Raw genomic sequence first — 25,603 nt, 5'->3', positions numbered from 1 at the left:
CCTTCACGGCACCAGGCAGCGTTCCACCTGCAGCGACAACGCCTGGCAGGCGTTGAACAGACCTTCGACCACGGCTGCGGAGGGGCAGCAGGCGGGATCGTCGCTCTCCCGCGCCACATGCGCGGCGTGCAGCACCGCAGTCAAAGCCGTGATGCCCGAAACGCTGCGGGTGGCCAGGGCCATGTCGAAGGCGCGGCGGGGGCTCAGGCACATTTCACTCCAGGCCTCGCCATCGGCGCGCAGGTTCCTGCCGTGGCCTTTCAGGTGTGCAAAGAATGCCGATGGAGTGACGAACTCGGCGGATTCGCGGAGCGCGTCCTCCAGCGTTTCGGCCAAGGCAGCGGGAAGATCAAGTACAGCGGCACCCAGCAGCGCGTGCAGGCGGGGATGGTCGGGAAGACGTTCGGGCATGACGGCAACCTCACGTTGTGGCCACCTGCAGATGCAAGGTGGCGGACGGTGCGGGTTGGCGTGCCGGATACGTAGTACGAAAGCCGACGGGCCCTAAGACCCCCACGCACCATCCGCCATGAACTGACAGAAGCTGCATTGTCGTGATCGCAACATACGTTGCAACTACGACGCCTTGTACTACGTAAGTTCGGGACGCCAATCCCGGCCACGGCGAATGCCTTGGCGCGGACATGGTTACCGCCCTGAACCGGCGGTGGAAAGCAGGGAAATCCTGATCGATCACGTCGCTACGTTGGTTGCGTCAGTGGATGTCGAGTTGTCCATTGACTGGCGTTCTTCGCCAGCAGGCGACTACCATCGACGCGTACTTTCCGGACGCCCTATCCAGCCGTATACGACATGCGCGCTCGCGGTGCCAAAGACCCGCCGATGGCTGTAGGCATTCGCGAAACCCACATGCGGCAGGCGCAACGCCCCTCAGCCTTCAGCTATCGCCTTGGGTGCTCTGATAGCCGCGGTAGGTCTCGCCCCACTCGCGCATGGCCAGCAGCACCGGCACCAGCGTGCGACCGAACTCGGACAGCTCGTATTCCACCTTTGGCGGCACTTCCGGATACACGTGGCGGATCACCACGCCATCGGCTTCCAGTTCACGGAGCTGGCTGGTGAGCATGGACTGGGTGGCGTTGGGCACCCGCCGGGTCAATTCCATGAAACGTCGCTTGCGGGTCATCAGGTGAAACAGAATGATCGGCTTCCACACGCCACCGATCACGGACAGCGTGACTTCCACCGCACACCCGCTCTTGCCATCCCAACGCCTGCTACGCATGCATACTCCGGAAAACCATAGTACCTACGTAAAATCATCGTTCTTGTTGCAATAGTGGCACGAGCCTAGCATGGCCCCATTCCATCAATGTGAGGCCATCCATGACGTTCAAAGCCCTGCTGACCGGCAAGACGAACAACCAGCTTTCGACCGAGCTGGTCGATTTCGACGAGGCGGACCTGATGGACGGCGATGTCCTGGTGCAGGTCGAGTACTCCACGCTCAACTACAAGGATGCGCTTGCGCTCACCGGCAAGAGTCCGATCATCCGGAGATTCCCGCTCATTCCCGGCATCGATCTGGCAGGCGTGGTGCTGGAATCCAGCAGGGCCGACTTCAAGCCAGGCGACCGCGTCGTGCTCAATGGTTGGGACCTGAGCATGGGCCACCACGGCGGCCTGGCACAGCGCGCCCGCGTACGCGGCGAATGGCTCAACCGGATTCCCGGCAACCTGAGCACCCGCGATGCCATGGCCATCGGCACCGCTGGCTATACCGCGATGCTGTGCGTGCTGGCCCTGGAACATGCCGGGGTGACGCCCGAGAAGGGCGATGTGCTGGTGACTGGCGCCAACGGTGGCGTCGGCTCGATCGCGGTGGCGATCCTCTCGAAGCTGGGTTACCGCGTGGTGGCCGCCACCGGGCGACCAGAGCACGCCGAGTATCTGCACAACCTGGGTGCGGCCGAGATCATCGATCGTGCGCAGCTCTCGGAGCCGCGCGAGCGGCCGGTGAGTGCCGAACGCTGGGCCGGCGTGGTGGATGTGGCCGGCGGCCCTACCCTGGTCAACGCCATCGCCGAGACGAAGTATCGCGGTGCCGTGGCCGCGTGCGGCCTGGCGCAGAGCGACGCTCTGCACGGCTCGGTATTGCCCTTCATCCTGCGCAACGTGACCCTGGCCGGCGTGGATTCGGTGAATGCTCCACAAGAGGTTCGCCAGCGCGCCTGGGATCGGCTTGCGACCGACTTGGACCCGCAGAAGCTGGAAAGCACCGTGCAGCAGATCGGCCTCGCCGAGGTGCTGGATGTCTATGAGCAGATCATCCCCGGCAAGGTGCGCGGCCGCATCGTCGTGGATGTGAACGCCTGACGCCTGTCGCGCCGGCGAGGGTGCAATGCCATCGCTGGCTCACGCGCGCGACTGACCGGAAAAACGCAACGTGCCACGCCAAGCCGCCTTATCATGTGGCGGCAAGGGCGCTTTACGCCCGGTCACGTACGCAAGGCAGTATCTGGATGTCTATGGAATGGCGCCCCTCGGGCTGGGGCCAGCGTGTGACCCGCTCGCCGGACTGGCAGTTGCGGCTGGATGGCGAACAGGTCGCGCTTTTGATCGACGGCAGGCAGTACCGCCAGCATGTAGCGAACGAACACAGCGTGCGGGTCGTTCGCGGCGTACTCTGGTCCAGGGTCGAACTGACGACCGAGCGCGGCGAAGCACTGTCTGTGGATGGGCTGCCGAACAGCCAGGGCTCCCGGCTTGCCGCTGCCGTGCAGCACATGCTTTTCGCGCGCTCCAGGCGGGGGCGCAAGGCACAGTTTGAGCACGTTCTGGCGCAGATCCAGGCGTGGCTGGCCGAGGCAGATGCGCTTACCGACCGAGGCACCACCGGCCGCCGCTGGATCACGTACGAACAGCAGCAGGCGTTGCTGGCCGACCGCCCGTCCCTGCCCCTGCCGCCCGCCGAGCTGGAGCAGCTGTTCCTCGACGAGGAGGTGCATGACGACCTGCACTCGGACCGCCACCGCATGGCACTGGACGCACTGCATGACTGGCAGCTGGATTGGCCCGCCCTGTGGGCGGACGCCAATGAGGCAATGGCGACCCGCGAACTGGGTCTGGCCAAGCCCTTCCTGGACCGGGTCGAGAGCAGGCCGCTGACCGAGGAGCAGGCCCGCGCCGTCATCTGCTTCGACAACCGCGTGCAGGTCGTGGCCGCGGCCGGCTCTGGCAAGACCTCCACGATGGTTGCCAAGGCCGCCTATGCCATCGATCGCGGCTTCATGGAGCCCGAACGGATCGTGATGCTCGCCTTCAACAAGGACGCCGCCAAGGAGCTGGAAGAGCGCGCGCAGCGATGCTTCGACCGGCTCGGCATGGGCGACACCGTGGTGGAGGCGCGGACCTTCCACGCCCTGGGCCTGTCCATCATCGCCAAAGCCACAGGGCGCAAGCCGGATATCCCGGAATGGGCGGTCGACGCGACGCTGGGCTTCAACAAGCTGGCCGAACTGGTGGACGACCTGAAGGACCGCTCGACCCACTTCCGCACCCAGTGGGACATGTTCCGCCTGGTGTTCGGGCGCGATCTTCCGCCGTTCGGCGCCGACATGATGGCCGATGGTTACGACCGCGATGGCACGCCCTACATGCGTACCCTGCAGGGCGAGCGGGTGAAGAGCCTGGAAGAGTGCGTCATCGCCGACTGGCTGTTCTACAACGGCGTGGCGTACGACTACGAGCGGCGCTACGAATTCGATACCGCGACGGACACCCACCGCCAGTATCGTCCGGACTTCTACTATCCGTACGCCCAGCTGTATCACGAGCACTTTGCGCTGGATGCCGATGGCCAGCCGCCAAAGCACTTTGCCAACTACAGCGAAGGGATGCACTGGAAGCGGCAGCAGCATGCGGCGCACAGCACCGCACTGGTGGAAACGACGTCGTTCGGCCTGCGCAGTGGACAGGCCCTGCAGGATCTAGCCGAGCGGCTGCGTGCGGCTGGTGTCGAACTCGACCCGAACCCGGACCGCGAGCTGCCCGACCAGGGCGCCAAGCCGATGCCGGATGCAGACCTGATCGGCCTGATGCGCACCTTCATTGCGCATGCCAAGAGCAACTGCCTGACGCTGGATGACATGGCGGCGCGCCTGCGGCAGATGCCCGAGGATCAGTTCAAGGAACGCTACCGGCGCTTCCTGGAGATCGCCGGGCCGGTTTTCCAGGCCTGGGACAACGCGCTGGCTGACGAGCGCAGCATCGACTTCGAGGACATGCTCAACATGGCCGCCGGGCTGCTGGAACAGGGCCACTATGAATCACCCTACGATCTGGTGATGGCCGACGAATTCCAGGATGCCTCGCGCGCCCGTGCGCGCCTCTGCCGTGCCCTGGTCAGCCAACCGGGCCGCCATCTGTTTGCGGTGGGCGATGACTGGCAATCGATCAATCGCTTCGCTGGCGCCGACGTTTCGGTGATGACCGGATTCCGCGAATGGATGGGCCATGGCCAGGTGCTGAAACTGAAGCAGACGTTCCGCTGCCCGCAGGCACTGTGTGATGTATCCAGTCGCTTCATCAGCCGCAACCCCGAGCAGATCGCCAAGACCGTGCGCTCGGCTACGCCGGCAGTGGGGCCGGTGCTGCAGGCGTTCCAGATGAACCAGCGTGAGGAGGTGCAGGATGGCGTTCGCCAATACCTTGCGAAGCTGCACCAGCAACTGTTGTCAGGCACGGTGCCGCAGGGACGCAACGGGCGCGTGACGGTCTTTGTTCTGGGGCGGTATCGCGCGGACCGCAGCGCGATGCCTTCGGATTGGAAGGCGGCCTTTGGCAGCACGATGGACGTCGAGTTCCTGACCGCCCATCGATCGAAGGGGCGCGAGGCGGACTACGTGATCCTGCCGGGCATGATCAACCGCAGCTTCCCGAGCCTGCGCGCGGATGACCCGGTGCTTTCGCTGGCAATGCCGGACGGCGATACCTATCCGCTGAGCGAAGAACGGCGCCTGTTCTATGTCGCGCTGACGCGGGCGCGACGATCGGTTGCGATGTTCACCCTGCAGGGCAAGCACTCGCCATTCCTGGATGAGCTGGTGAAGGATGGCGCCGTGGAAGTGACCGCGATTTCAGGCACAGCCATCCAAGAAGAGCGCTGCCCGGTGTGCAAGGTGGGCGTGTTCGTGGACCGCAATGGGCCGCATGGGGCGTTCCGGTCGTGCTCGAGTTATCCGTTGTGCCATAACAAGCCGAAGGGTGGGCGTCGTGGGTGAACACGTGACCTCACCAGCGAGCCAGCAGTTCAAGTATCCAGGGGTCGTCGTCTGTCAGAAACACAAATGCCTCTCCCTGGGCATTCGCGCATGGCGATGAGAGTGACCGCACCCAGCCGGCTGTCTCCCAGTATCGCCATGAAACTAGGGCCAAGAATATAGGCACGACCCAGCGAAGATTACGATCAGCGCGGGAAAGTTAAAATGCCAACCAATTTCACAAAATGCGAGCAACCTCGCACAAGCGAGCCCTGCATCGCATATGGTGTAGGCAGTGTCTCCAAGTCTCTCGGCATTTGAGTCCAGGAGGTCACTGGCCAGCTGCGAAAACAGCTCGACTGATGCGCCAAATCGAACAAGGGAAAAGTATGGACACTGTAAAGAAATCATCGAAGCCGATTGGAAAGGCCTTGATCGCCCTCGCCATTCTCGTTGCGGTCGCGCCAGGACTAGCGGCCGCCAATCCGATTGCCAGTGAAAGCTCGGCGATTCATGAACGCCAGCTTGAATCTTCCGATGGAAAGAAGTGGATCGTTCGAACCATCCCGACGTCCGATTTCCAAGGCGGTACGGTGATGGTTGAGCAACGTCTGTTCAGAGATGGAAAGGGCGGGCTTGTCTATCGGTTTGACGACCAAAGTCAAGCAACCAAGATCTATCACCAGGCCCTGTGTGAAGCAAAAGACTCTGTCCCCTCAAGAGGGGCAACCACAATCTCCGGAGAGGCAGTGTGGAGTTGGTCCTGCACAAACAGCAAAGCTGATGTCCCCTCTTCGAGCAATGCTCCAATCTCCGCCAGGAGCTCGGACTATCTGTACGCTGTCGCCCCCGAAGGGTACTATCCTGTAGCAAAAATTTTACATCCACTGGCGCTGTTGCTTTTAAGAGTGTAGTCGCGGGAGACATGAAGGCAACGCTCTCCATCGATGATGGAAGATGTACAACGTCGGTGACCGAGCCATATAGCTCACCATTCGAAGGCACACACACAGCGCAAGTGGCGTGTCTGATAAGTGATGCCCGAACTGTGAACACGTCGATGGAAGGATGCATACCGCAGCGGTGTGCTACTGGTAGAGGTTCCCTCAGCGCTGTGCAGTCTCCCTGAATCCACATTCAGATCAGTATTCGTTGGTACGTACAGGCGCAGCAGCTGAGCAACCCAACGCAGAGTAGACACTTGCTGTTCCCCATTACCGTAGACCCTGACGACAATCCCGACGCTCTGGCGAGGGGCGACGGCCATGTCAGGTGCTGAGATCACCTGTTTTGGGGCACTGCCCGGATGCTTGCCGACGCCCGGGCGGTGCCCTGTTTCGTCAGACGGTCAATTCGTAGAGCAGAAGGTTCGGCGCAGCCTCCGTCGCTGCAGGGAGAAGATTGCGCTGCGCCTGTTGTTGGCCGAGGCGACAACTTCCTCTGGATAGAATCCGGGGTGCAAGGCTGGGTTCGGCAGCAGATCGCGCAGAATCGACCTTTGCAGGTGGAAGGGTAAGCGGGCGGGCAGCTAAGGCTGTAGAAGCGAAAAAGCCCCTATTTCCAGGAGCTTTTTGCAAAGACTGGCGGAGAGAGTGGGACTTCCTTGAGAAGTGCCCTCACCCCTTGGACGGCTTGGGTTTCACGAATCTGGGAGGTGCCCTTGAATGTGCCCGCGATGAGCATACCCCTTGCGGTGCAACGGATCCAGCCGTTTTTGCCGCCCTTGGGATCGCCAATCTCGATCTTCTCCAAACCGGCGCGATCAGGGCAGATGACCCGTTCGCCCCCACTCTCCGCCGAAAAGGGAAGCAATCCGGTGGACCGCTTCCTCATGTGTGCCTCAGGGCAATTGGGGCCATGGGACAGGACGCCTCAGCAAACGGTTCTGGACGGAGTCCTTTCAACGGCGGCCTTACGCCATAGCTCCATGGCCGGCTCACCGTCGCCCACGACACACTGCAAAGCACGGATTCGCACGCCCAGTCCGGCGCCAGCTCGGAATCGACGCTCCAGGCCCAACGGGGTGCTTTCGGTGCGTCAGACACTGACTCGGCCTTGGCAATCACTGTTTGCAGCGATCGGCGGGGGGCAGATCCGCCACGAATGGCTACCAGGCACTCGCTGCGCATCTCGACGTGGGGCATGTCCTTGAAGCTCTTCCAAGCCCCGCCCCACCTCAATCCCGCCTGCTGGGCGAGCTCACCGAAGCGTTGGTAGCCCTGCCGCACCTGCTCGTCCTTCAGGTCCCAAGAAGGGCGCCCGCGCTTGTAGATGACCATGTCCGCGGCCCAACCGTGGTTGTGGCAGCTGCTGCCTGGCCCCACCTGGGTCACGCCCTTTTGGCTGGCGAGCAGCTCGGCCTGGCGCTGTTTAGAACGGTAGCCCTCCATCAGCCGCAGGTCGTAGCCCTCGTCCTTCATCTGCAAGGCGATGCGTTCCAGCGCTGAGCGAAGCTCGGGCTGGACACCGTCCCACTGCGGGGCGTCTTTGTGGCGGTGGAACAGGCGTTTGAAAAACCCAGGCTTCTTCCCGTGGACCTCAACGGAATCGGTGGCTGCCGCGTGCGCGTGGACCAAGACGGGTGCGCTGGCCAGTGCGAGCGCGAGCAACAAGCGTTGAAACATGAGTAGGCCTCCTTACTCACATGAGCGATACACCCATGCAAGCGGAGAATCGAAAACGCGCAAGGGGGCTTGCGGAATTTTTTCCCTGTCGTAGAAGAACAGGGGTGGGGAAAAGTCGGCCCCACCGCTTCCTGGCGCAACGGCCCCTCCTGCCGTTGCGCCGGGAAGTTTCGTTGGGGGGGGGGCTTGCGCATTCCAGGATCTGATCTATTCGTGAGTGCACACGCTCACTCATTTCAGACCCAGGAGGCCACCCCATGAAACGCTCCCTCATCCACTGCGCTTTGCTGGCAGGCCTTGTTGCTGGCACGGCGCAAGCCCAGGTTCAAGTGGGCAACGGTGCCGTTGCCACCAAACCCGAGACCACTGCGGTAGGCGACCGCGCCCAATCGTTGACCGTTGGGGCCACGACCATCGGGGCGGACGCCCTCGCCGACGGCGGGATAATGGTGGATGAAAATGGCGTTCCGGGTGAGTGCCTGGGGGCCACTGCGGTGGGCAATCGCGCCACCGCTCGCGGATGCCATACAACCGCTCTGGGGTTCTCGAGCGAAGCGCAGGGCTCAAATGCGCTCGCCATTGGCTCTCGCGCACAGGCATTTGCGGTTTACGCCGTCGCCGTCGGAGCCCAAGCCCAAGCCACCGGCGATTCCGCGGTGGCCATTGGCGGGCACAGCCTGGCCAGCGGGATCACCGGTGTGGCCATCGGCTCTAGTGCCCGCGCGCTCGGGGATGGCGGGACCGCTGTAGGCTCAACCGCAAGAGCCGATGGAAACGGCGCGGCGGCTTTCGGGGCCGGGGCGAATGCTCAAGGCGATCGCAACCTCGCGTTGGGCGCCGCATCCCAGACCGAGGGCGAAGGTGCATCCGCCGTGGGGCCCGGTGCCAACGCAACCGCCGACTTTGCCGGCGCCTACGGTTACAGCGCTGGCGTTGCCGGCGAGGCCGGCACCGCCGTGGGTCCATGGGCACAGGCGTTTGCGCCCTACTCTGCCGCCTTCGGCGCGTCTGCCACGGCCAACGCCACAGAAAGTGTGGCATTGGGGCCCCGTGCCGTGGCCAACGCATGGGGATGCGTGGCCGTGGGCGCCAACACCACGTGCGATGAAGAAGACACTGCAGCCTTTGGCAACCGCCGCTTGACCCAAGTTGCCTTGGGCAAAGCGGACGACGACGCCGTGGCCGTCAGCCAACTGCGGACCGCCGTGGAAACCTTGGGCGCTGGCGCCTCCATGGTGAACGGCTTGATCGTGGCGCCGAACTACCAGCTGAGCAGCGGTAACAACTACACCACCGTGGCCGGTGCCATCTACGATCTCGATGGGCGCGTTCACCAGCTGGAACAAAACCCTGGCGGCGGTGGTGGCACCCCCGGTCCACAGGGCCCCACCGGTCCGCAAGGCCCAGCAGGCAAGGACGGTAAGGACGGAGGAAGCAGCACCACGGTGGCCGGGGCCAACATCGAGGTCACTGACAACGGGGACGGCACCCAAACCGTTGGCTTGAAAGACAACGTTGGACTGTCCGAAAAGGGCTCGGTCCAGGTGGCCAAGGCCATCCACAACAGCGACGGCTTCACTGTCCAGGGCGGTCCATCGGTCACCAGATCCGGGATCAACGCCGGCAACCAGCGGGTAACCGGGGTGGCAGCGGGGGCGATCGCCGCAGGGTCCTCGGACGCGATCAACGGTGGCCAATTGTGGGATTACCAGCGGCAGCAAGACGACCGCTGGAACCTGACGGACCGCCGTTTCCGCCAGCTCGACAAGCGGGTGAGCGGTATCTGCGCCATGGCCCAAGCCAACGCCCAGATGGCCACCTCGACGTCGGCCATCCATGGGGAGAACCGCAACCGCTTGGCCGTAGGCGTAGGTGGCTGCAGCGGCCAAGCCGCCATTTCCATCGGCTACACCCGCGACGTGACCACCCCACGCGGATCCCCATCGGCCTTCTCGATCGGGGTTTCCCGCAGCGGGCAGGACACGGCCGTGGGCGCAGCCTGGGCCATCGGTTGGTAACGAATATCAGCAGCGAAAAGGAGGTGATCGTGTCTCGGCAAGGGCCCTTCGGGGCCCTTGTTCGTGGCGTCAATTTATTGAAATTGTATCTATATACAATAACTTACGATTTACCAAGGCATTGGAAGCTGGTAGCATCTGCACCGCTAAGCAGTGTAGGAGCCGGACTGACAATCCCGCCTGCAGTGATTACCGCTGTCGTAGCACTACTCACGCCAATGCTTGCCATTGCCCTAGAAGCCGTCAGGGAATGGTTGACCAACCACGACGCAAAGGAAGATGACACATGCAGCACTAACAATTACAGGAACACTTCAATGAATAAAGAAACAACTAACAGCAACACGCTCGCAACACGCTTCAAGAAACACCCGCTTTGCAGAGCCCTTGGCGTGGGCTTCAAGGTGATTTACGACACGACAATTGCTGTAGGAGCAAGCGCGCTCCTTACATTACACAGGTCAACGCGCGGTGAGCCATGCTCCCCGTTGACCGATATGAAAAGCCCGGGCCCAGCCCGGGCTTTTTCTTTGGAACGCTGCTGCTATCCGCAGCGCCTCCGCTCCGGAAGAGCCGAAACCGCCCAAACCTAGCCCCGTCCTTTCTCCGTTGCCACGAACGCACCATCGGAATGAAGGAGCGCGAACGTGTTCCCCTGGACGTGCTCTGGCCAAACCTGTCCCGGCAGGCCCACGAACTCCAGCGGGAGGTTCGCCTCTTGGTCTGGCTCGAACCCAGCGAACGGGTCAAAGCTCTGCGGCTGCCAGTCCTCGAACTGAAAGTCCCTGTTCCAGACCATTGCAAAGGCCAGCGGATAGGCCTTCAGGACATAGATCGCCGAACTGCCTTTCCCGCCCAAGATGCCCAGCCCGAAGTCGCGAAGAACCGTTCGACCACTGTAGGGATACACCCAGTAGTGAAGCCGAACCTGGCGTAGAAGATCTGACCGGTCATCGAACAGGTGCTGGCTGTGGCGTTCGTCGTAGCGATTCAAGCCCACCGATGACAAGTGGCCCAGAACTCCCCTTGCCACAAGCTGCGGCTGGATGCGGATGCTCTGGTTGTAGGTGACCTTGCTTCGATCACGCAAGATCTCCGTCACCTGCCGGCTCATCGATACAAGTGCCTTGTCGTATCGAGAAAGCACCGAGCCGTTGCAGGTCCTGCAGATGCTCCTGAAGCAAACACCATTGGGCATCTTGTGGGACCGCGGCTTCTTCTCTCCACTGATTGCGTCGGCGACGCTGGACACCCTCAGAGCGATGCCTTGAGCCCACGCCTTGGGTGGCACGTGGTTTTCGGTCAGGTCGGTTTCCTGCCCGCATATGTTGCAACGCCCCTTGGAAGGTCCAACCGGGAACTTAAAGGTCACTCGCCCGCCCCATGCTCGCCATGAACTGCGAAGAGATTACACGCAAGCGACGTGTGGCCTCTCACGTCCTTCGCAGCAGGCTTGCCAACTTCAAATTCTGATCTATTCGTGAGTGGGTCGTTTTACTCACGGAGAGACCATGACCCACCGCCACAACCTGGGACGCAGCGAGAAGTATCACGCCCTGCCCCGCACCCTTTACGCCCTGCTGTTCGACGACGGGGGCTGTTACATCGGCCAAAGCTCAAACCCCCAGCAGCGGGAGAAGCAGCACCGCTCCCCCAAAGGCGGCTGGCACCGTCCCTTCCGGTTCCATGCGCTGGAGGTGGTGACAGCCACCCGGGCGGAAACCGAGGCGTATGAGCAGGCGTGGCGGGTGAAGGCCTCCCGGGAGGGATGGCGCATCTACGCCAAGCCACCGGGGATCGTGGTCAACCCCCACCGGCGGGCCACGGCCCACGTGCGCGGGTTGGCCCACCAACGGCGGTGGCAGCTGGGAACACCGGTCAAAGCGCCTTCCGAACGCGTGGGGTGGTGGCCGTGGGTAGTGGTGGTGATCAGCGTATTGACACTGGCCCGATGCGTCACCGGGTAAGCCTCATCTCGCGCCGTTCCGCGTTTGTGATTGGCACCTGGGTTTGCGGTTTCAATCCTGCCAACAGCTCTTCCACGTCCTGGACCAGGTTGCGCACCGGAGCAGCCTGGGTCTCGGACAAGCCGACGCTCAGCGCCATTTCCTTGTGCCGTTCGGTTCCCAGCCGTTCGGCCATGCGCTCCATCATCTCGTCGGTCGTATACATGCGGTAGCTGCCCTTGGTGAGGCGGGTGAACGCCACCAAGGCCGACTGCTGGTCGAGCATGCCCATGTTCGTGGCCAGGTGGTAAACCTCGGATTTCCCCTGCCCCTGCGCCTTGTGAACGGTCATGGCATACCGGTGGGCCAAGGCGTTGTGCTCGCTGGTGTTGAACTTCAAGATGCGCCCGTCCTCTTTCGGGTTCGAAGAGTCGATGCGCACCACCAGGTCGTAGCCACCGGATTTGTCCTTCCGAATGCTCTCAACCGTGCCCTCGGTGCCGTTGATGACGCCCAAGTCGTTGTTGGTCGCCGTGAACATCACACGGTCGCGGCGGGAGAGCGTCAGGTCCTCCCACTGCCCTTTTACGATCGAGCGGAAGGTGAACTCCTCTTTGTCCAGCACGCCTTGCTCCTGGAGCCCCTTTCGGATGCCCGTGGTGAGGGCTTTGACTTCAGAGCGCGTGTGGGCCAGAACCAACTTCTCGTCCATCGGGGTGGGGTCTTTCAGGTAGTCGTCCACCAACGCCTTGATGGCCTGCTTTTCCGTGCCGAAGTCGTCGATGCAATTTCTCTCCTTGAGATTGCGAAGGGTCTGCGCACCCATATCGAGGGTGCCTTGGCGGCTGCGGTGCCCGCGGCGCATGTCCTTGACCTTCCCCTGGTGGTCCCGCTCGTAGAAGCTGTTGGCAGTGATCAGGTCACCGGCGTTCTTCTGCCGGCGGATTTCGGTCAGCTTCGTGTCGCCCAAGGCAATCTTCGCCAGCTCAAAGCCGTTGCCCGCAGCGATGGGCTGAAGCTGGTCACTGTCTCCCTGCATGACAAGCTTGGCACCGACCCCCTGGCAGTAGGTCATGAGCTTCAAGGTGTCATCGGTAGCCACCATGCCGGCTTCATCGAGCACCACCACAACATTCTTCGTCAGAGCAACCTTGCCCTGCCGGAGCTGGGAAAAGAACTTTGCAACCGACATGCAGAGCATGCCGGACTCTTCTTCCAGCTTAGCCGCGGCTTTACCCGACACGGCCAAGCCCATCAACTGCTTTCCTTCGGCTTCGAAGCACTGCTTGTAGACCTCGGCCACGGTGGTCTTGCCGGTCCCGGCCAACCCTGACATAACGCCGACACCTGCCGTTCCATGGGTCAAATGACCAATGGCAGCCTTCTGCTCTTCGGTAAGGGTGAACCCCTTTCGCTTCTCATAGGCGGCGATTTCCCGGTCTACGGTGGAGCGGAACAGCTTCAGGTCCGTCTCGTTCTCCCGCTCCTTCGAACGACGGATGATCTCGGCTTCCCATTCGACCATCCAGGTGGCGCAGAAGCGATCCTCCCGGTGCTTGCGTGCCAAACGAGTGCCACGGTCGTCTTTGTGGAGGTGTTCGGCTTTAACGCGCACCAGGTCGTCCTGTTCGGTGAACTCCTTCACCATTTTGAGGATCTCCTCCGCGTTCTTTTGCCCGGCGAACTCCATCCCCAGCTCCCGGACCAGGTCATGCTCGCAGAACATCGCCTCGTTCTCGTGCATGCGCTGCAAGACCTCGTCAAAGGTATGCGGGTCCAGGTGCTGGCCTTGGGTCTGCTTGAGCGACTGGGTGGTGGGAACCAGGTCTGGCCTTTCTCGGGCAATGTTGGCGAAGGTTTGCTGCCAGTCCTTGACCACCTGCTCGAAGGGCGGTTCTTCCTTCTTTTTGCGGGTGGCCTTGCAGGCCTCGTCGTGGCTGGCGTTGGGGTGTTCTTTGACGTAGTCCAGGATTTCCTGGCGGCGGGTCTTCGTCTGAAGCACCAGCTCACGGTCGATGCCGGCAATCGTGGTGAGAATCTGGCCCGTCTCGCGCCCTATCACGTCCACCTCGCGCTCCCGCTGAATCCCATAGCCCAGCGCTTTCATCGCGCTGTAGAGCTCGGCCTTGTAGAGGTGATCGGCCGCATGGCGGTGGCGGTAGATCTCGATGGCATCAAACGTGCCCCAACGGCCGTCCTCCCCCTTCGAAACACCAAAGACAAGATGGTGGGTGTGCAAATCGCACTGCACGTTCCGGTTGCTTGTGTGATCGGCGGCTGCCCACACCAACCCCTGGGTGTCTATAACGTCTTTCCCCGCTCTTCCGCGCCGGGTCTCTACCTTGCTCTCGATGTAGCGCATCGCCACGGCGCAGGCCTGGCGGTGCGCTTCCAAGATGGCCAGCTTCTCGCGTTCATCCGCAAGGGCAAACGCCACGCTCACGTCCCCGGGGGCGGAAATGGTCAGATCGAACCCCACCCGGTGGCCGCCCTCCCACTTCTCCATCGGCTTGCCGTCGTCGTCCAACCGCACGTTTCCCCAGCGATCCGTCTTGATGACCAATCGGGCCTCCTTGCCCGCGTTTTTGCACAACGGCCTTCCGGTGGGTGAAAAGCCCTTCCCCAGCTTTTCCATCACCTCGCGGGTGACCGGCTGCCCTTCCAGGCAGAGCTCGGCGGCAAGGCTGCCGCCCCAATTGAGCGTCTGCCTCGGATCAGGACCGCTGCCCGCGTAGTAAGCCACGGCGCTGTCGATGGATAGGCGCTCGGTGGCCAGCATGTAGTCGAACATGTTGCCGTTGCGCTTGTTGTGGCCGCGGGCATCGATGCGGGTGCAATTGATCACAGGGACCTCCTGGAACGTTGATTGAACCAAGGTCCCAGAAAACCACCAATGCGCAAGGGGGGTTTACTTCTCCAGGCGCAGCGTGACCCAACGGCGTTTTATCTCCTCCACGACGGCGGTTACTGGCTCTTCGCCGAAGACTCCCGCGTGCTTGGACTTGGGCACCGAAAGCACCTTGAAACCCAAGCCGATGCTCTGCGCGTTGCTAAGGTAGTAGTTGACCGTGGTCCAGGAGTCCGTGGTCCAACCCTTGGTGCGCTGTTCGGATGGAGGTGGCCCACCGCATCGTGCGGGATCCAGCACTTGAAGCGATATGCCCCATCGGTGTCCTTCTTGAACTCCGGGTCAGCGGTATGGCGGACCATCTCGGGATGAGTGACGAGGTGATCCGGATGCGGGTCGATGGACATGTCCAGGTCCACTTCCAAGATGTAGTCGTAAACCTTGTCCGTGGTCACCAGCCCGCCGGACAGAACCGCCTCACACGCAGACACCATGTGTTCGTAGCCGGCCTGAGCCATGCGCTGCCGATATTCTGCGGCCACCTCCCGTGGCAAATACCCAAGCATCCTGGGTGGCGCCTGTTGTGTCATGACGGCCACCGCGTTTTGGTCCGCCGTGTTGGTGTTATCGGGATACAGGACGACCAAAGTAAAAATCCGACTGGTGGAGCCCTTTCGATTGTTGGCCACCTCGTCCAGCTCCTCCCGAAAACGCGAGGTCAAGGCTGCCTTCACAGCGTATTTGGCGACTGGCTTCCAAATCGGCACGGTGATCGTTGCCATACTTGCTTCCCTACATGGTGTTCAACGGGAGAATAGCGCGTCGACTTCCTCGGGTGTCATGGTCAACACCCGCTGCACCGCATCGATGCCTTCGGCGGTGGTTGGGAAGGCCGACGCGCCAGCGTTTGAAGGGGACGTTGCCGGCGACGGCCCTTCAGGTCCGGCTGGCTTGGTGGTCCACGCAGCGGCCACCTGCCCCTCGCGAACCGTTGGATGGCTCTTCCCGGGCCATGTCAGCAACAGCACGTCCCCGCCCATCTGCACGATCGCCTCGATGCCCCACTTCTCGGGACCGTAGCGATTGCCTTTGCGGAAACCCAGCCGGTCGGTGAGCTCACCGCTGGAAACCAACGCGCGGCTTTCTTCGTGGACCTGGGCCTTGTTCTCGTGCCCGCGCCACGCGATTTTCCGCTTGCCGAGCTGGCTGGCCAGCTTGTCCCTGGTGGCTCCCATCTGCACTTGGCACACCACGTGGGTGCCCACCAGGGACGAGAGGGCCTGCGCGGTCTTGTCCCCGTAGACCAGCTCAACCTGGGAGTGATCCTGGACCGCCATGATGGCCACCACGCCTTTGCTGCGCCCCAACGCCAGCAAGGGATCGATGTTCAAGCGCCCGGCGCTGGTCAGCTCGTCGAACACGAAGTAGAGCCCACGCCCGCCCTCGTCGTCCGGCAAGCCCGGCCCAATGAGATCCGGGACGGCCACGTTGATCATGGCGGCGATGTAGGCCTTCGTCAGGGTTGGGTCCGGTCCGGATTGAACAATGACCTGCTTGCGCCCGTTGTAGTCGTCCCGTATCCACTCGGTCATCGAGAAACGGCGCTTGCCAACCTTGGGCCATGCGGTGGCCAGATCGTCGATAAGGCGGGTGAAGCCCCCCAGGGAAGACAGCACGCTGGACGTGGTTTGGCTCTCCGGGTCACGCACCAGTGCGGCACCGCGGGGGTAATGCGGGCGCATGCCTGCGGCCATCTCCGCGGCCGGGCGGCGCACCAAGGCCGCCAGATCGGGCCATTCCCACTCGCCAGGCCGGGTGTTTTGGAGCTCGCGCACGCACCCAATCAACAAGTCCTGGGCGGCCATGCTCCAAAATTTGGCGTTCCCGTCGCCCTCTGGGATGAGAGAGGCGGCGAACGCCGCCGCTTGGGTCGGGGTCCGCACGTCGGCGGCGACGTCCCACACGTGGGAGCGCGCATCGAAGGGCGACACGATGATGGGCCTTTTGAAAATCGACGTGAAATCACCCTTGATGTCGTAAAGGAACAGCTTTGCGTCCCTCTTTCGCGTCAGTTGTTCCAGGATGTGCTTGAGGATGACGCTCTTGCCCGACCCCACCGAGCCGGTGATCAGGACGTGGCGCGCCCAATGCTTTTTAGACAGCAACAGATCGGGGTGGAGGGACAGGGCGAAGGGATCCGCCTCGGCGTCTTTAGGGGTTACCGAGCGGTGCCGGGCTTCGTCCACGGCCTCCTTTCCTTCCAACAACCGCGGTCCGGACAGGTGCCAGGTGTTGCTCACCGGCTCGGTCGCCTTGAGGAACACCCGCAGACCGAGGCCCGCCGCCAGCAGAAGCGACACCCCGATCCGGGACCACGTCGCCACTGGGTGATGGTAGGACACCAGTTCGATGAACTCCCGTGCCGGGGCGCGAGCCGAGATGCCGACGGTCAGGAAGTGGTAGGCGGTCACCAGACCGCCTTTCAAAGCATCGGCGAAGCGGATGAGCGAGCCATCGGGATTCGGGATGAGCCAGGCAACGCCCATGCTCCCCACGTAGGCCAAGCCAAAAACGAATGCACCGGCAAGAACGGCGCGGTGCCAGTATCGGACCGGCTGGGAAGGCGCAACGCTGCCGGGCACGTCGCCCAGCGCGTCAAAGGGCTTGGGTTTGCTCATGTCGGTGCATGCGCGTTGGGGTCCGCCCCCGCCACCCTGGCTGCTCAGGATTGGCGCCGTGGGCCATCAGGTGGAGGCAGGCCCGGGCGTGCTTGTGGAGGGCGGCAAGGTGGAGCGGCGCCCACCCGTGGGCGTTGAGGGCCGCCACGTCGGCGCCGGCTTCGACCAGAGGCGTGACCAGCGAGAAGTGACCAAACCGGGCCGCATGATGCAGTGGTGTGTTGCCGCTGGCATCGGGCAGCCGGGCGTCTGCGCCCATGCCGATGCAGGCCAGCAGTGCTGCTTCGTGGCCCGCCCGGGACGCCCCCACGAGCCAGCCCTGCCACGGTGCGTTCTCCCGCAACCGGTTTGCGTCCGACCGCCGAGCCCGCGCCTCCTCTACCGCCATCGCCATGCCTTGGAAGAGCGAGGTGTGCTCAGCCATGGACCCAGCCACCCTCTCTGCCAGGGTGCTGTAAACCATCGGTTCGTTACGGTCTGCCAAGCGCCTCTCGTAAGCACGCACCAGGTCCCGGGTGGAGGCCCGTGAGGGTGCGTCCAACCCCAGCCGATGCAAGCCCCAACGCAGGTCCACTTGCGGTGCCCCATCGTGCTCCCGCTGGCGCACCTGCCAAACCAGATCGCCCAATCGACCCTCGACAGGGGCAACGCTCAGGGCGTGGGCACGCGCCAACACTTGCGAATCGTGAAGGCCTTTGGACGCGCCGGCTTCGCGCGCGAGCGCGCCCGCCAAGGCCTCCGCTCGTTGGAGGCCCAGGGGACGCAAGAGGCGCAACAGAGATTCTTGGATGTCCATCTCCATTGTTGTAAAGCCGAATCCGCGACCGTCAAGAGAACGTGTTAGCTGTTGAGGCGAGTAGCCACCGCAACACTGAAATGCCGAAGAATCTCTGTGTCATGCCAGAGCTTCTGCCCTGGGCTACTGCTGTCCAGTTCCTGAAGCACACCGTCCAAGCTCCTTCCAGCCAGAACCTGGGAATCCACATACCCGCCGACCAAGGCGAAAGAACTCAAATGCTCGGGAGCAACGTCGGGAAAACGGTGGAAGTTGGTGTTGTTGATATTCATCGGGTCCTCCTGCAGTGGTAAGCCGATGTGCCTCATCGGAAAGGTCCAGCTCGATCGCTGGTGAATTAGTGGGCTAACGGGTTAAACGCTGTCGGGCGGGCCAAAGACGACCCAACCCAACATGTAGAAAATCAGCGCGGGATAGAACCAGAGATCAAACCCCTCCCAGTCAAACCGGCGCCAACGCTTCCTGCACCGCGCGCGCAGCTTGAGCCAGCGCCGCCTGCTCACCGGAAGGAACTCTGGACCACCACCCCGATGGTCACAAAGCCCACCGCCGCTATGGCCATTACCTTGAGCAGAACCGGAACGGCCGGAGGGTAGGCGAGGACAGCCGTTGCGAAGGCCGCGATCAGCAGGAACAAGCCGGTCAGCAGTGGGACCGCGTTCTCGAAAGCGAAGTCTTTGAGGGCATTGAACAACGTGGACATGGTGGCTCTCCCTGGGTTTTGTATGAGTAGGTCTACCTACTCGTTACTTAACCAGTAAAGCACCATAAAACTGGACGTCAAGACGCAAAAATGCCCGATTCTGCGAAGAACCGGGCAGATCTGAACATCGGTAAAGATTACTGTCGGAAGACGTTCGGCTGGGCCTGCTTTTGGTGCTTCTCCCAATCGTAATTTGCAGCGTAGTCCTTCATGAAAGCCGCCTCCTTCAACGAACTGCGGGCGTAATCGGCGTATCCCAGGCGCCCAGGTCCGTTCTCCATCCGCTGCTCACGGGTCAACATGGGAGGACTCTCCTCCCGCTGGGCCCCGCGTTGCTGCCGCCACTGCGCAACGGTCGCATGAACCACCTGCTCGCGCTTGTCGTCCGGCTTTGCATCACGAACGGCTTTGTCGGCCTCCTGGATCTTTGCCTGGAGCGCAGCGATCTGATCGGGCGAGGCCTTCTCTGCCCAATCCAGAACACGCTGTCGGCGTTGCTCGATGGCGGCTTGGTCTTGGGCCACGTTCTGCTCGAAGTCTGCCCGCGCCGCGCTGTCCTTCTGGGGCGGTGGGCGATCGCCCAGAAGCCGCTCGTTGCGCTGCGCCTGGAGTGCTCGCAGCTCGGTCATTTCTTCGATGGGTTGGGAGAGGGTGTTGCTCATGTTTGTTTCCTCCGCTGGGGTGAATAGGCTCATCGTTGATCAATCCGCAGGTTTGGCAAGGGGGCAAACCCCCTCGCCTATCCGCATCAATCCGCGTCGGGCAGCAGCTCCGCCAGGTCGAAGCGCTTGATGCCGGCACGGCTCAGCGCCACGATGGCGTGACCGCGGGGCTCAAGAAGAGCGGAGTATTCTTCCTGCAGGAAGAGCGGCTGCACCTCGCGCTTGCCCCCGGTGGGCATGTCGATGTCGCGCGCGATCTCGTCTTGGCCCAGCGTGTCCTCCGATCCAATCCGCCAGCGGCGACCCGTCACGGCGTCGATGCGCGAAGCCGTCAACCGCCCCGCCCCTTCCATGCGCATCTTGTCGTAGGCGGACGCGTATGCATGATCTGGGTCGTTGAGCACAGAGTGGCGCCAGTTGTTCATACCGCCTTGGTAGTCGATGCCCCGGGTGCGCTGCTTGAAGGTGGTCAATGTGGCCTGCCCGAACCGCTTTTCCAGGTATTCGTGGGTGTTGTGCGAGCACTTTAGCGCGATCACCGACTGCATCGTGTTGGCCATCAGCTCCGCCTCGTTGACCGACCCAAAGGCGTTGACCAAGCTCTCAAACCCTTGCGTTGCAAGCACGGGCATCAACCCCAGCGAGCGCGAAACGGAGAACAGGTTGATGTCATCGGCCGTCAACAGCAGGTGGGCCTCGTCCATCATCAACATCACTTCAATTTGCCCAGGCAACACTTCGCGCCACTTGTCGCCGAATGCACCACGCGCTTTGATTCCATTCATGACCCGCTGTTTGAGCAGGCGCATCATCATTTCACCCGCTTCACCGAATTGGGTCGGGGGCAAGAAGAGGCCTACCATGGCTCCGTAGAGCGCATCGGACACGTCCACCTCGCCCTTCTCGATCGAGTGCCATGGCATGTCCGTTCTGCTGTCACGCAGCTTTTCGCCTCGCAAGAGCTTCTCCAGCAGCCCTCGTGAGTTGAGCGTGAACGATTGCCTCTGTTCCGGATGCATCGCGGGAATCTCAAGGAACGCCCATTCCAGCGAGCTCTGCAGCTGAGACATGGGACGGAAGAGATCCGGGTGGATGGTCTGCGGAGCGCTCTCTTGACGAAGGCGGTGCTGTTGCAGGTAGGCCGCGTAGGCCAGCCGCCCTTCTTCGTCATGGCTCGTGTCCGCCTCTTCCAAGCCCAAGTATTTCACCACCTCCATCAGCTTTGCATTGGCACGAGGCGCGGGGCTGGCGGGAATCACGCGTTCCACAATGGACAACAACTTGGCGTGGTGGAATGGCGTGTATTGCCATTGTCTGTCGTCGCTCACAGGGATTCGATGGATGGCGATCTGCTCGGCGATGCGCTCGAGCAATGCCTCAGTCTCGGCCACGTCCTCGTCCAGCTTGCGCTGTTTGACCAGCTCAAACTCCGCGTCCAACTGTGCACGCTCCAGCCCTTCCAGCTTGGCCGAACACCAAGACCTGTAAGCCATCTCGTGATCCACGAGCGCACGAAGGATGATGCCGGTGTGGTAGAGAAACGCGTCACCGCCGTCCGTCCAAAGCTTGGATTTCTCGTCCACTCGCCCACCGGCTGCACCGCGCAATGCCCGGACGACCTGATCGGGCGCCAACCCCTCGTATGGCGCCACCCGCATCCCGGGTTTGACGACGATATCGAACAAACCTTCCAAGTCCGAGATGATCGCCCCGTCTTTGCCGTCGGCGATGAGCGCGCCACCGCCGGCAAGCTTCTGCTGCTTCAAGCGCTCCCTTGCATCTGCGTGGCCTGGCGCCACACATGCCATCGCCAAAGCGGCTCTACGGAACCGACGAGCGATGGGTCTGAGCGCGGCGAAGGATTTGCCAGATCCGATGGCTCCGAACACGAGCAGGCCCTGCTGACAATCCCTCCACGAGAACATCATCACGGTGCCCAGGTCGGGCGAGTAGCCATAGCCCTTGTCGGAAAGGTGTCCCGTGGCGCGCCCAATGGTGATCAGCGGGGTCTTGTCCCGCAGTGCCGCCTCAGCTTGCTGTTCACGCGCCTTGACGTGCGCGTTGATCAGCGCCCCCTGGGTGGCCAGGTTGTTGTCGTTGTTCTGCAGGTAAAGCCGGGCGGCGTTTTGGACAAAGTTGCCTTCGGCGTATTGCATCGCATACATGCATGCCAGCACGTAAGGCGCCGCCTCGCCCAAGCCAAACGGCAGGACCTTGGCGACCACCAGTGTGGCAAAGATGAGCCCCACCCACTTCATCGCTTGAATGAAGCGCGCGGCTGTCCCGCCAATGACGCCCCGGTGCGGGTGCGAGGCCGCCGCCACAAAGCAAACCACAAACAGGATGCCGACCAAGCCAAAGGCCCACCACAGGTAGGTCTTGGCCATCTGGGCATACACAGCCATGCCGCCGGCTTGCATTGCCACCTCGGTGCCGCCCTTGCTGCCGCCGACCATGAACTGAAGCGCCATCGGAACCCATTGCAGCAGCACCAGGGCTTTCAGGGCCTCCTTCATGCCCTCGCCTTGCTTGAGGGCGATGAAGTATGGAATGGTCAGCAGCAGCGCGGCCCAGCCTGCCCAGCCGATGAGGCTCACTAGGAAGGTCGCCAGAACGCCGATCACGGGGAAGGCGAGATACATCAAGGGAGTGGCCAGGCTGTCGCCGCCCTGCCCCATGTCGTTGCCCTGCAAGAAGCCCTCGGCACGCCGTCCAAGCTTCGTCGTGATGATCCGCGATTGGGTGTCGCGCAAATCTTCCGAAACCTTCGGCCACCACTCCTGGAATTCGTCCTCACTGCGTCCGTCGGGCACCTTGAACCCCTGGGCGTTCTCGTCCCAGACGGCGCCGCACTCCAGCGCGAAATCCCGGTCAGCCTCTGGCACATCGAGCTCTCGACTGCGAACGCGATCGGTCACGTCAAAGCGCCCCACCAGGTTTTCATACTCCTCGGCGGATCTGACGATGATTTCTTCCTTCACGTTCCAAGGCTCGCCGCTCTTCCGGCGGAACTTGCGCCCCAGGCCGCTCGTCCAGTCAAGCACGTTGAACAAACTGATTGCTGCCATCTCTGTCTCCCTCCCCTGTCAATTCAACGAAGCCAATGCGCCAAGACGGCAAGCACCAAGCAAAGCGGCGCGCACGCCAGAAAGCCCGCTTTGGCCACCCAGCGCTCTGCGACCTGCTCAACCTTGCTCGCGTAGAGCCGATCCTTGGTCCATGCGTCATACGCGGCGTCGTCTCTGACCGGAGGCCTGCGATCGGCGCGCAAGTAGTAGAAAGTGCGGCGGACGCCTTCGCTCAGGTGGCCCATGCCAAACGATTCAGGGCTGCCGAGGAACAAGCGCCCGTGCACGTTCAGCCACTTTGAGCCGAAATGAAGTTTTCCGGGCTCCCGGTATTGCGTGAACAGCCACTTGAACATGCTTCCCCCTTATTCGTGAGTAGGTCACTTCTTTCTAGATCGAATCCGCGGATGCGCAAGGGGGATCAGTCGATCCCCGACTTCTTCGCCCAAGCGTCTAGGTCTGCATTGGCTTTTTGCTGCCAGTCGTTCCGCGGTTCGGCGGCGGGTGCGGGGGGCTTCCTCGGCAATGGGGCGGTTGCACGTTTCGGCGAAGGCATTGGCTGGGGCGCAATTGGCGCTGTCGTCGATACCGGGGGAGCGGCGACAGGTGCGGGTTTCTCGATCGTGGCTTCTGGCTTGGCCTGTTCTGAAAGCACTGCTGGAGCAGGCGCAACCACGGGGACTTCCACCACCTCGGGCAACTGCTCGGGAGCGGCTGGAGTGGCAACCGGTGCCATGGGAGCCGGTGTGCTTGGAGGCACTTGGTTGTTCTTCCCAAGCAAGAAGTAGATCGCCCCCACGACCAATGCCACCGCCACCACACCGGTCAAGACCCAAGGCAAACGAGAGCGGGGGCTGGGTTGGATTGGAGTTACTGGCTGCTCTGGTGACGCGGCCTCCGGGGGCCGGTTGGACCCTTCAGGCCCCGCGGAAACGGACAGGACTTCCACCGCGTCCTGCTGAGACAGCTTGACCAAGGCTGCCGTATCTTCATTGCTCAACGCCTTGGCGTCCACCGAAGGGCCACCCAATCCATCTGCAACCTGTGCGCCGGGCTCTCCAAATTCATCAACCAGCTCCCAAACGGTGCACATTCCCTTATCACCCGCTCCTACGAGAACCGGTGCAGCTGCATCGGACGTCAGTTGCCTAACCAACATTTCCTCCTCCAAGGTGAGCGGAGCGTCTTGAGGCTTCTCTTCGACAGCACGATGTTCCTGGGCTTCCCGGGCGCGCTTCGCGTCCAGCTGTGCCTTGGCTTCCTTTGCCTTCTCTGCAGCGGCAGCAACGCCCTTCTGGGTCAACTCGGCAGTGCGCTTGCTGATCACTCCAGCCCAGTGACTGGCCGCTTTCAGGTTTTCTTTCATGCCGTCGGAAACCAGCCGCTCTTCTTGCGTGGGCGATGCGGTCGGGGTTGCGTTGGCACGCTTCAGCAATTCTTCGCGCTTGCGCTTCAGGATTCTCTGGTTCTTTTCTTCTGGGGTCATGTGGGCTCCTCGGAAGGGGGAAGGAAGCCCGAGCATCGAGCGACACCCGGGCACTGAGATCACCGGACGTCAGGCACCGGGGTAACGACGATCACGGGCTCACCGCTGCCGCAGCGGTCGTCCACCGTGACCTTGGACAGCGCGCCACGCTTGGCCAGCTCAACGATGGGCACTTGGCAGGCGGCCTTGTCGGCTCCTTGGAACACCACCGTCAACCCGTTGCTGGACTTGTTCAACAGACCTGCGAACTTGTCGAGGAAGGCCCGGGTGTCGCTGTTCAACCGCTTCATGTCGGTGGGGTTGTAGTTCAAGCGCAACGAATCCAGGACGGCTTCCTGCTTGCCCTCCACGGTTTCGGTCTTGGTGACCACTTCGGCCTTCATGCCAGCCGCACGGGCAGCGTCGGCGGCCTGCTCGGCGTGTTCCCGCTGCTGCTTCACGTAGGACGCGGAAGCACCCACTGCAGCACCCGCGGCGCAAGCGCCCAAGGCCTTGTCTTTCTTGCCCGTGAGCAAGGCGATGGCTCCGCCGGCCACGCAACCGATGCCTCCGGCCTTGAACAGGCGCCTCTTATCGGCCTTGGGCTTGCCATCGTCCTCTGCGGCATGGACCGCATCAGCGGCGGCCTGGGCGGAAACGTGAAGCGGCATGAACGCCGCCAGGCAGAGAGTGAGAGAAAGGGAAAAACGTTTCATGGGTTGGATCTCCTGCTGTGGGGGAAAGTTAGGTGCGTGGAGCAGTCATGGGACCGGCTGCGGGCACCTTGGCCGCACCAGAACCTTTGGGAGAGGGTTGCGAGAGGGCCGCCGTCACCACCTTGCGAAGCGCTTCTTCGTAGCGCTGGATGGCGCTGTCCTGTTCCGCCTTCGTTTCGTCTCGCAGCCGCCGCAGGTCTTCCTGGAGCGCACTCCGGAACAACGCGTTCTCTTCCCGCAACTCGTCGATGAGCTGTTCCAAGTGAGCGTTAGAGTTCTCCAGCACACTCGCCACAGACATGGAAGTGTTGTGTCGCTCCAGCGCCTCTCGCACGTAGGCGCTAAACCCACTGCCCGATTCACGGGCAAGCCGCTGAGCAAGTTTCAGTTGCCCACGGTCGAGGTTTACGTTTTGACGAACCAACGCCATTGGTCGAGTAACTCCGTTTCTGGACTACTCCACCGATACCGCGAATCTCGGAGTTGGCAAGGCCCCACGTCAGGAGCCTGAAAAACATGGGCCAAACGAGCTAACAAGCACTGACACTGTCTCCATTCAGTGGTGACAGGGTCAGGCCTTGATTGCATTGAGGTTCCGGCAGATGTGAGGCCGATTTTTGGGCGAAAAGCGCACTCCCACTTCAGTGCGTCATGTGTATGACGACTCTGGGGAACCGTCCGGGCTCCTGCTTCTCTGCCCCTGCCGACACTGCTTCCACCCACGTTGGGCTCTTGCAGTTGCTTTTCGGCGGCCCCTTGCGTGTTGCCCCAACTGCGCTATTGGTGGTCTACGCCCCCTCGCCCCCACAGGACCACCGCCCACGCCATGCCCACGCAACGCTCCCGCTCTTCCACCC

At 62.3% G+C, this 25,603-nt stretch carries 22 protein-coding genes; 5 read left to right on the top strand and 17 right to left on the bottom strand.

Annotated features, from left to right (window positions below; all coding sequences use genetic code 11):
- Positions 1 to 3: 3 nt before the first annotated feature.
- Both A7X97_RS05120 and A7X97_RS05115 read right to left on the bottom strand, forming a co-directional pair.
- Positions 4 to 411, bottom strand: coding sequence for a hypothetical protein (locus tag A7X97_RS05120; RefSeq protein ID WP_088497909.1), 408 nt, complete (start codon positions 409 to 411; stop codon positions 4 to 6).
- 487 nt (positions 412 to 898) lie between these two features.
- Positions 899 to 1,246 carry a winged helix-turn-helix transcriptional regulator gene (locus A7X97_RS05115; protein WP_072168105.1) on the bottom strand — a complete coding sequence of 116 codons (348 nt, stop codon included), beginning with the start codon at positions 1,244 to 1,246 and terminating at the stop codon, positions 899 to 901.
- A 101-nt stretch (positions 1,247 to 1,347) separates the two neighbouring features.
- On the opposite strand from A7X97_RS05115, the gene acuI reads away from it, so the two are divergent.
- The 3 genes from acuI to A7X97_RS21670 all read left to right on the top strand — a co-directional run bounded on the left by acuI (position 1,348) and on the right by A7X97_RS21670 (position 6,136).
- On the top strand, positions 1,348 to 2,337 hold the full coding sequence (gene acuI, locus A7X97_RS05110; protein ID WP_005417278.1) for an acrylyl-CoA reductase (NADPH): 990 nt from the start codon (positions 1,348 to 1,350) through the stop codon (positions 2,335 to 2,337).
- Positions 2,338 to 2,489: 152 nt separating this feature from the next.
- Positions 2,490 to 5,243, top strand: a complete 2,754-nt coding sequence (locus tag A7X97_RS05105; protein WP_111007671.1) for a UvrD-helicase domain-containing protein — start codon at positions 2,490 to 2,492, stop codon at positions 5,241 to 5,243.
- A gap of 341 nt (positions 5,244 to 5,584) precedes the next feature.
- Positions 5,585 to 6,136 carry a molybdopterin-binding protein gene (locus tag A7X97_RS21670; protein ID WP_143592557.1) on the top strand — a complete coding sequence of 184 codons (552 nt, stop codon included), beginning with the start codon at positions 5,585 to 5,587 and terminating at the stop codon, positions 6,134 to 6,136.
- Positions 6,137 to 6,776: 640 nt separating this feature from the next.
- Here the strand turns inward: A7X97_RS21670 and A7X97_RS05095 are convergent.
- Together A7X97_RS05095 and A7X97_RS05090 are read right to left on the bottom strand one after the other, a co-directional pair.
- Positions 6,777 to 7,055 carry a hypothetical protein gene (locus tag A7X97_RS05095; RefSeq protein WP_111007670.1) on the bottom strand — a complete coding sequence of 93 codons (279 nt, stop codon included), beginning with the start codon at positions 7,053 to 7,055 and terminating at the stop codon, positions 6,777 to 6,779.
- A complete protein-coding gene (locus A7X97_RS05090) occupies positions 7,052 to 7,846 on the bottom strand; it encodes a M15 family metallopeptidase (RefSeq protein ID WP_061478910.1) in 795 nt (264 codons plus the stop codon). Before A7X97_RS05090 ends, A7X97_RS05095 begins: the two co-directional genes overlap by 4 nt.
- 257 nt (positions 7,847 to 8,103) lie before the next feature.
- Between A7X97_RS05090 and A7X97_RS05085 the strand changes: the two genes are divergently transcribed.
- Complete coding sequence (locus A7X97_RS05085; RefSeq protein WP_061478911.1) at positions 8,104 to 9,864, top strand: adhesin; 1,761 nt, start codon at positions 8,104 to 8,106, stop codon at positions 9,862 to 9,864.
- A 589-nt stretch (positions 9,865 to 10,453) separates the two neighbouring features.
- Here A7X97_RS05085 and A7X97_RS05080 read toward each other — a convergent pair.
- Complete coding sequence (locus tag A7X97_RS05080) at positions 10,454 to 11,236, bottom strand: hypothetical protein (protein ID WP_125893882.1); 783 nt, start codon at positions 11,234 to 11,236, stop codon at positions 10,454 to 10,456.
- 139 nt (positions 11,237 to 11,375) lie between these two features.
- Here A7X97_RS05080 and A7X97_RS05075 point away from each other — a divergent pair, with 139 nt between their 5' ends.
- Positions 11,376 to 11,831, top strand: coding sequence for a GIY-YIG nuclease family protein (locus A7X97_RS05075; RefSeq protein ID WP_012480680.1), 456 nt, complete (start codon positions 11,376 to 11,378; stop codon positions 11,829 to 11,831).
- On the opposite strand, the gene mobF is transcribed toward A7X97_RS05075, so the two are convergent.
- The 12 genes from mobF to A7X97_RS05015 form a co-directional block, all read right to left on the bottom strand.
- Complete coding sequence (gene mobF, locus A7X97_RS05070; protein ID WP_061478912.1) at positions 11,821 to 14,655, bottom strand: MobF family relaxase; 2,835 nt, start codon at positions 14,653 to 14,655, stop codon at positions 11,821 to 11,823. The genes A7X97_RS05075 and mobF overlap by 11 nt on opposite strands.
- Before the next feature lie 119 nt (positions 14,656 to 14,774).
- Positions 14,775 to 15,440, bottom strand: coding sequence for an HIRAN domain-containing protein (locus A7X97_RS05065; protein WP_111007669.1), 666 nt, complete (start codon positions 15,438 to 15,440; stop codon positions 14,775 to 14,777).
- Positions 15,441 to 15,461: 21 nt separating this feature from the next.
- Entirely contained in the window at positions 15,462 to 17,336 is a 1,875-nt protein-coding gene (locus A7X97_RS05060; protein ID WP_061478913.1) for a helicase HerA-like domain-containing protein, read from the bottom strand.
- Positions 17,314 to 17,760, bottom strand: a complete 447-nt coding sequence (locus tag A7X97_RS22025; protein ID WP_230548553.1) for an ankyrin repeat domain-containing protein — start codon at positions 17,758 to 17,760, stop codon at positions 17,314 to 17,316. Before A7X97_RS22025 ends, A7X97_RS05060 begins: the two co-directional genes overlap by 23 nt.
- 416 nt (positions 17,761 to 18,176) lie before the next feature.
- Positions 18,177 to 18,404, bottom strand: coding sequence for a hypothetical protein (locus A7X97_RS05050; RefSeq protein WP_099475959.1), 228 nt, complete (start codon positions 18,402 to 18,404; stop codon positions 18,177 to 18,179).
- A gap of 227 nt (positions 18,405 to 18,631) precedes the next feature.
- A complete protein-coding gene (locus A7X97_RS05045) occupies positions 18,632 to 18,835 on the bottom strand; it encodes a hypothetical protein (RefSeq protein ID WP_012480686.1) in 204 nt (67 codons plus the stop codon).
- A 137-nt stretch (positions 18,836 to 18,972) separates the two neighbouring features.
- Complete coding sequence (locus A7X97_RS05040) at positions 18,973 to 19,497, bottom strand: hypothetical protein (protein ID WP_061478969.1); 525 nt, start codon at positions 19,495 to 19,497, stop codon at positions 18,973 to 18,975.
- 86 nt (positions 19,498 to 19,583) lie between these two features.
- On the bottom strand, positions 19,584 to 22,565 hold the full coding sequence (locus tag A7X97_RS05035; protein ID WP_012480688.1) for a TraM recognition domain-containing protein: 2,982 nt from the start codon (positions 22,563 to 22,565) through the stop codon (positions 19,584 to 19,586).
- A gap of 23 nt (positions 22,566 to 22,588) precedes the next feature.
- Entirely contained in the window at positions 22,589 to 22,921 is a 333-nt protein-coding gene (locus tag A7X97_RS05030; protein WP_061478914.1) for a hypothetical protein, read from the bottom strand.
- Between the two features lie 65 nt (positions 22,922 to 22,986).
- Positions 22,987 to 24,051, bottom strand: coding sequence for a hypothetical protein (locus A7X97_RS05025; protein WP_232503858.1), 1,065 nt, complete (start codon positions 24,049 to 24,051; stop codon positions 22,987 to 22,989).
- A gap of 59 nt (positions 24,052 to 24,110) precedes the next feature.
- On the bottom strand, positions 24,111 to 24,746 hold the full coding sequence (locus tag A7X97_RS05020) for a hypothetical protein (protein ID WP_012480691.1): 636 nt from the start codon (positions 24,744 to 24,746) through the stop codon (positions 24,111 to 24,113).
- A 28-nt stretch (positions 24,747 to 24,774) separates the two neighbouring features.
- On the bottom strand, positions 24,775 to 25,176 hold the full coding sequence (locus A7X97_RS05015; protein ID WP_012480692.1) for a hypothetical protein: 402 nt from the start codon (positions 25,174 to 25,176) through the stop codon (positions 24,775 to 24,777).
- Positions 25,177 to 25,603 lie beyond the last annotated feature (427 nt).

It is taken from the genome of Stenotrophomonas sepilia (assembly GCF_003244875.1).
Taxonomy (GTDB): Bacteria; Pseudomonadota; Gammaproteobacteria; order Xanthomonadales; family Xanthomonadaceae; genus Stenotrophomonas; species Stenotrophomonas sepilia.
This window is presented reverse-complemented; position numbering and strand designations above follow the sequence as displayed.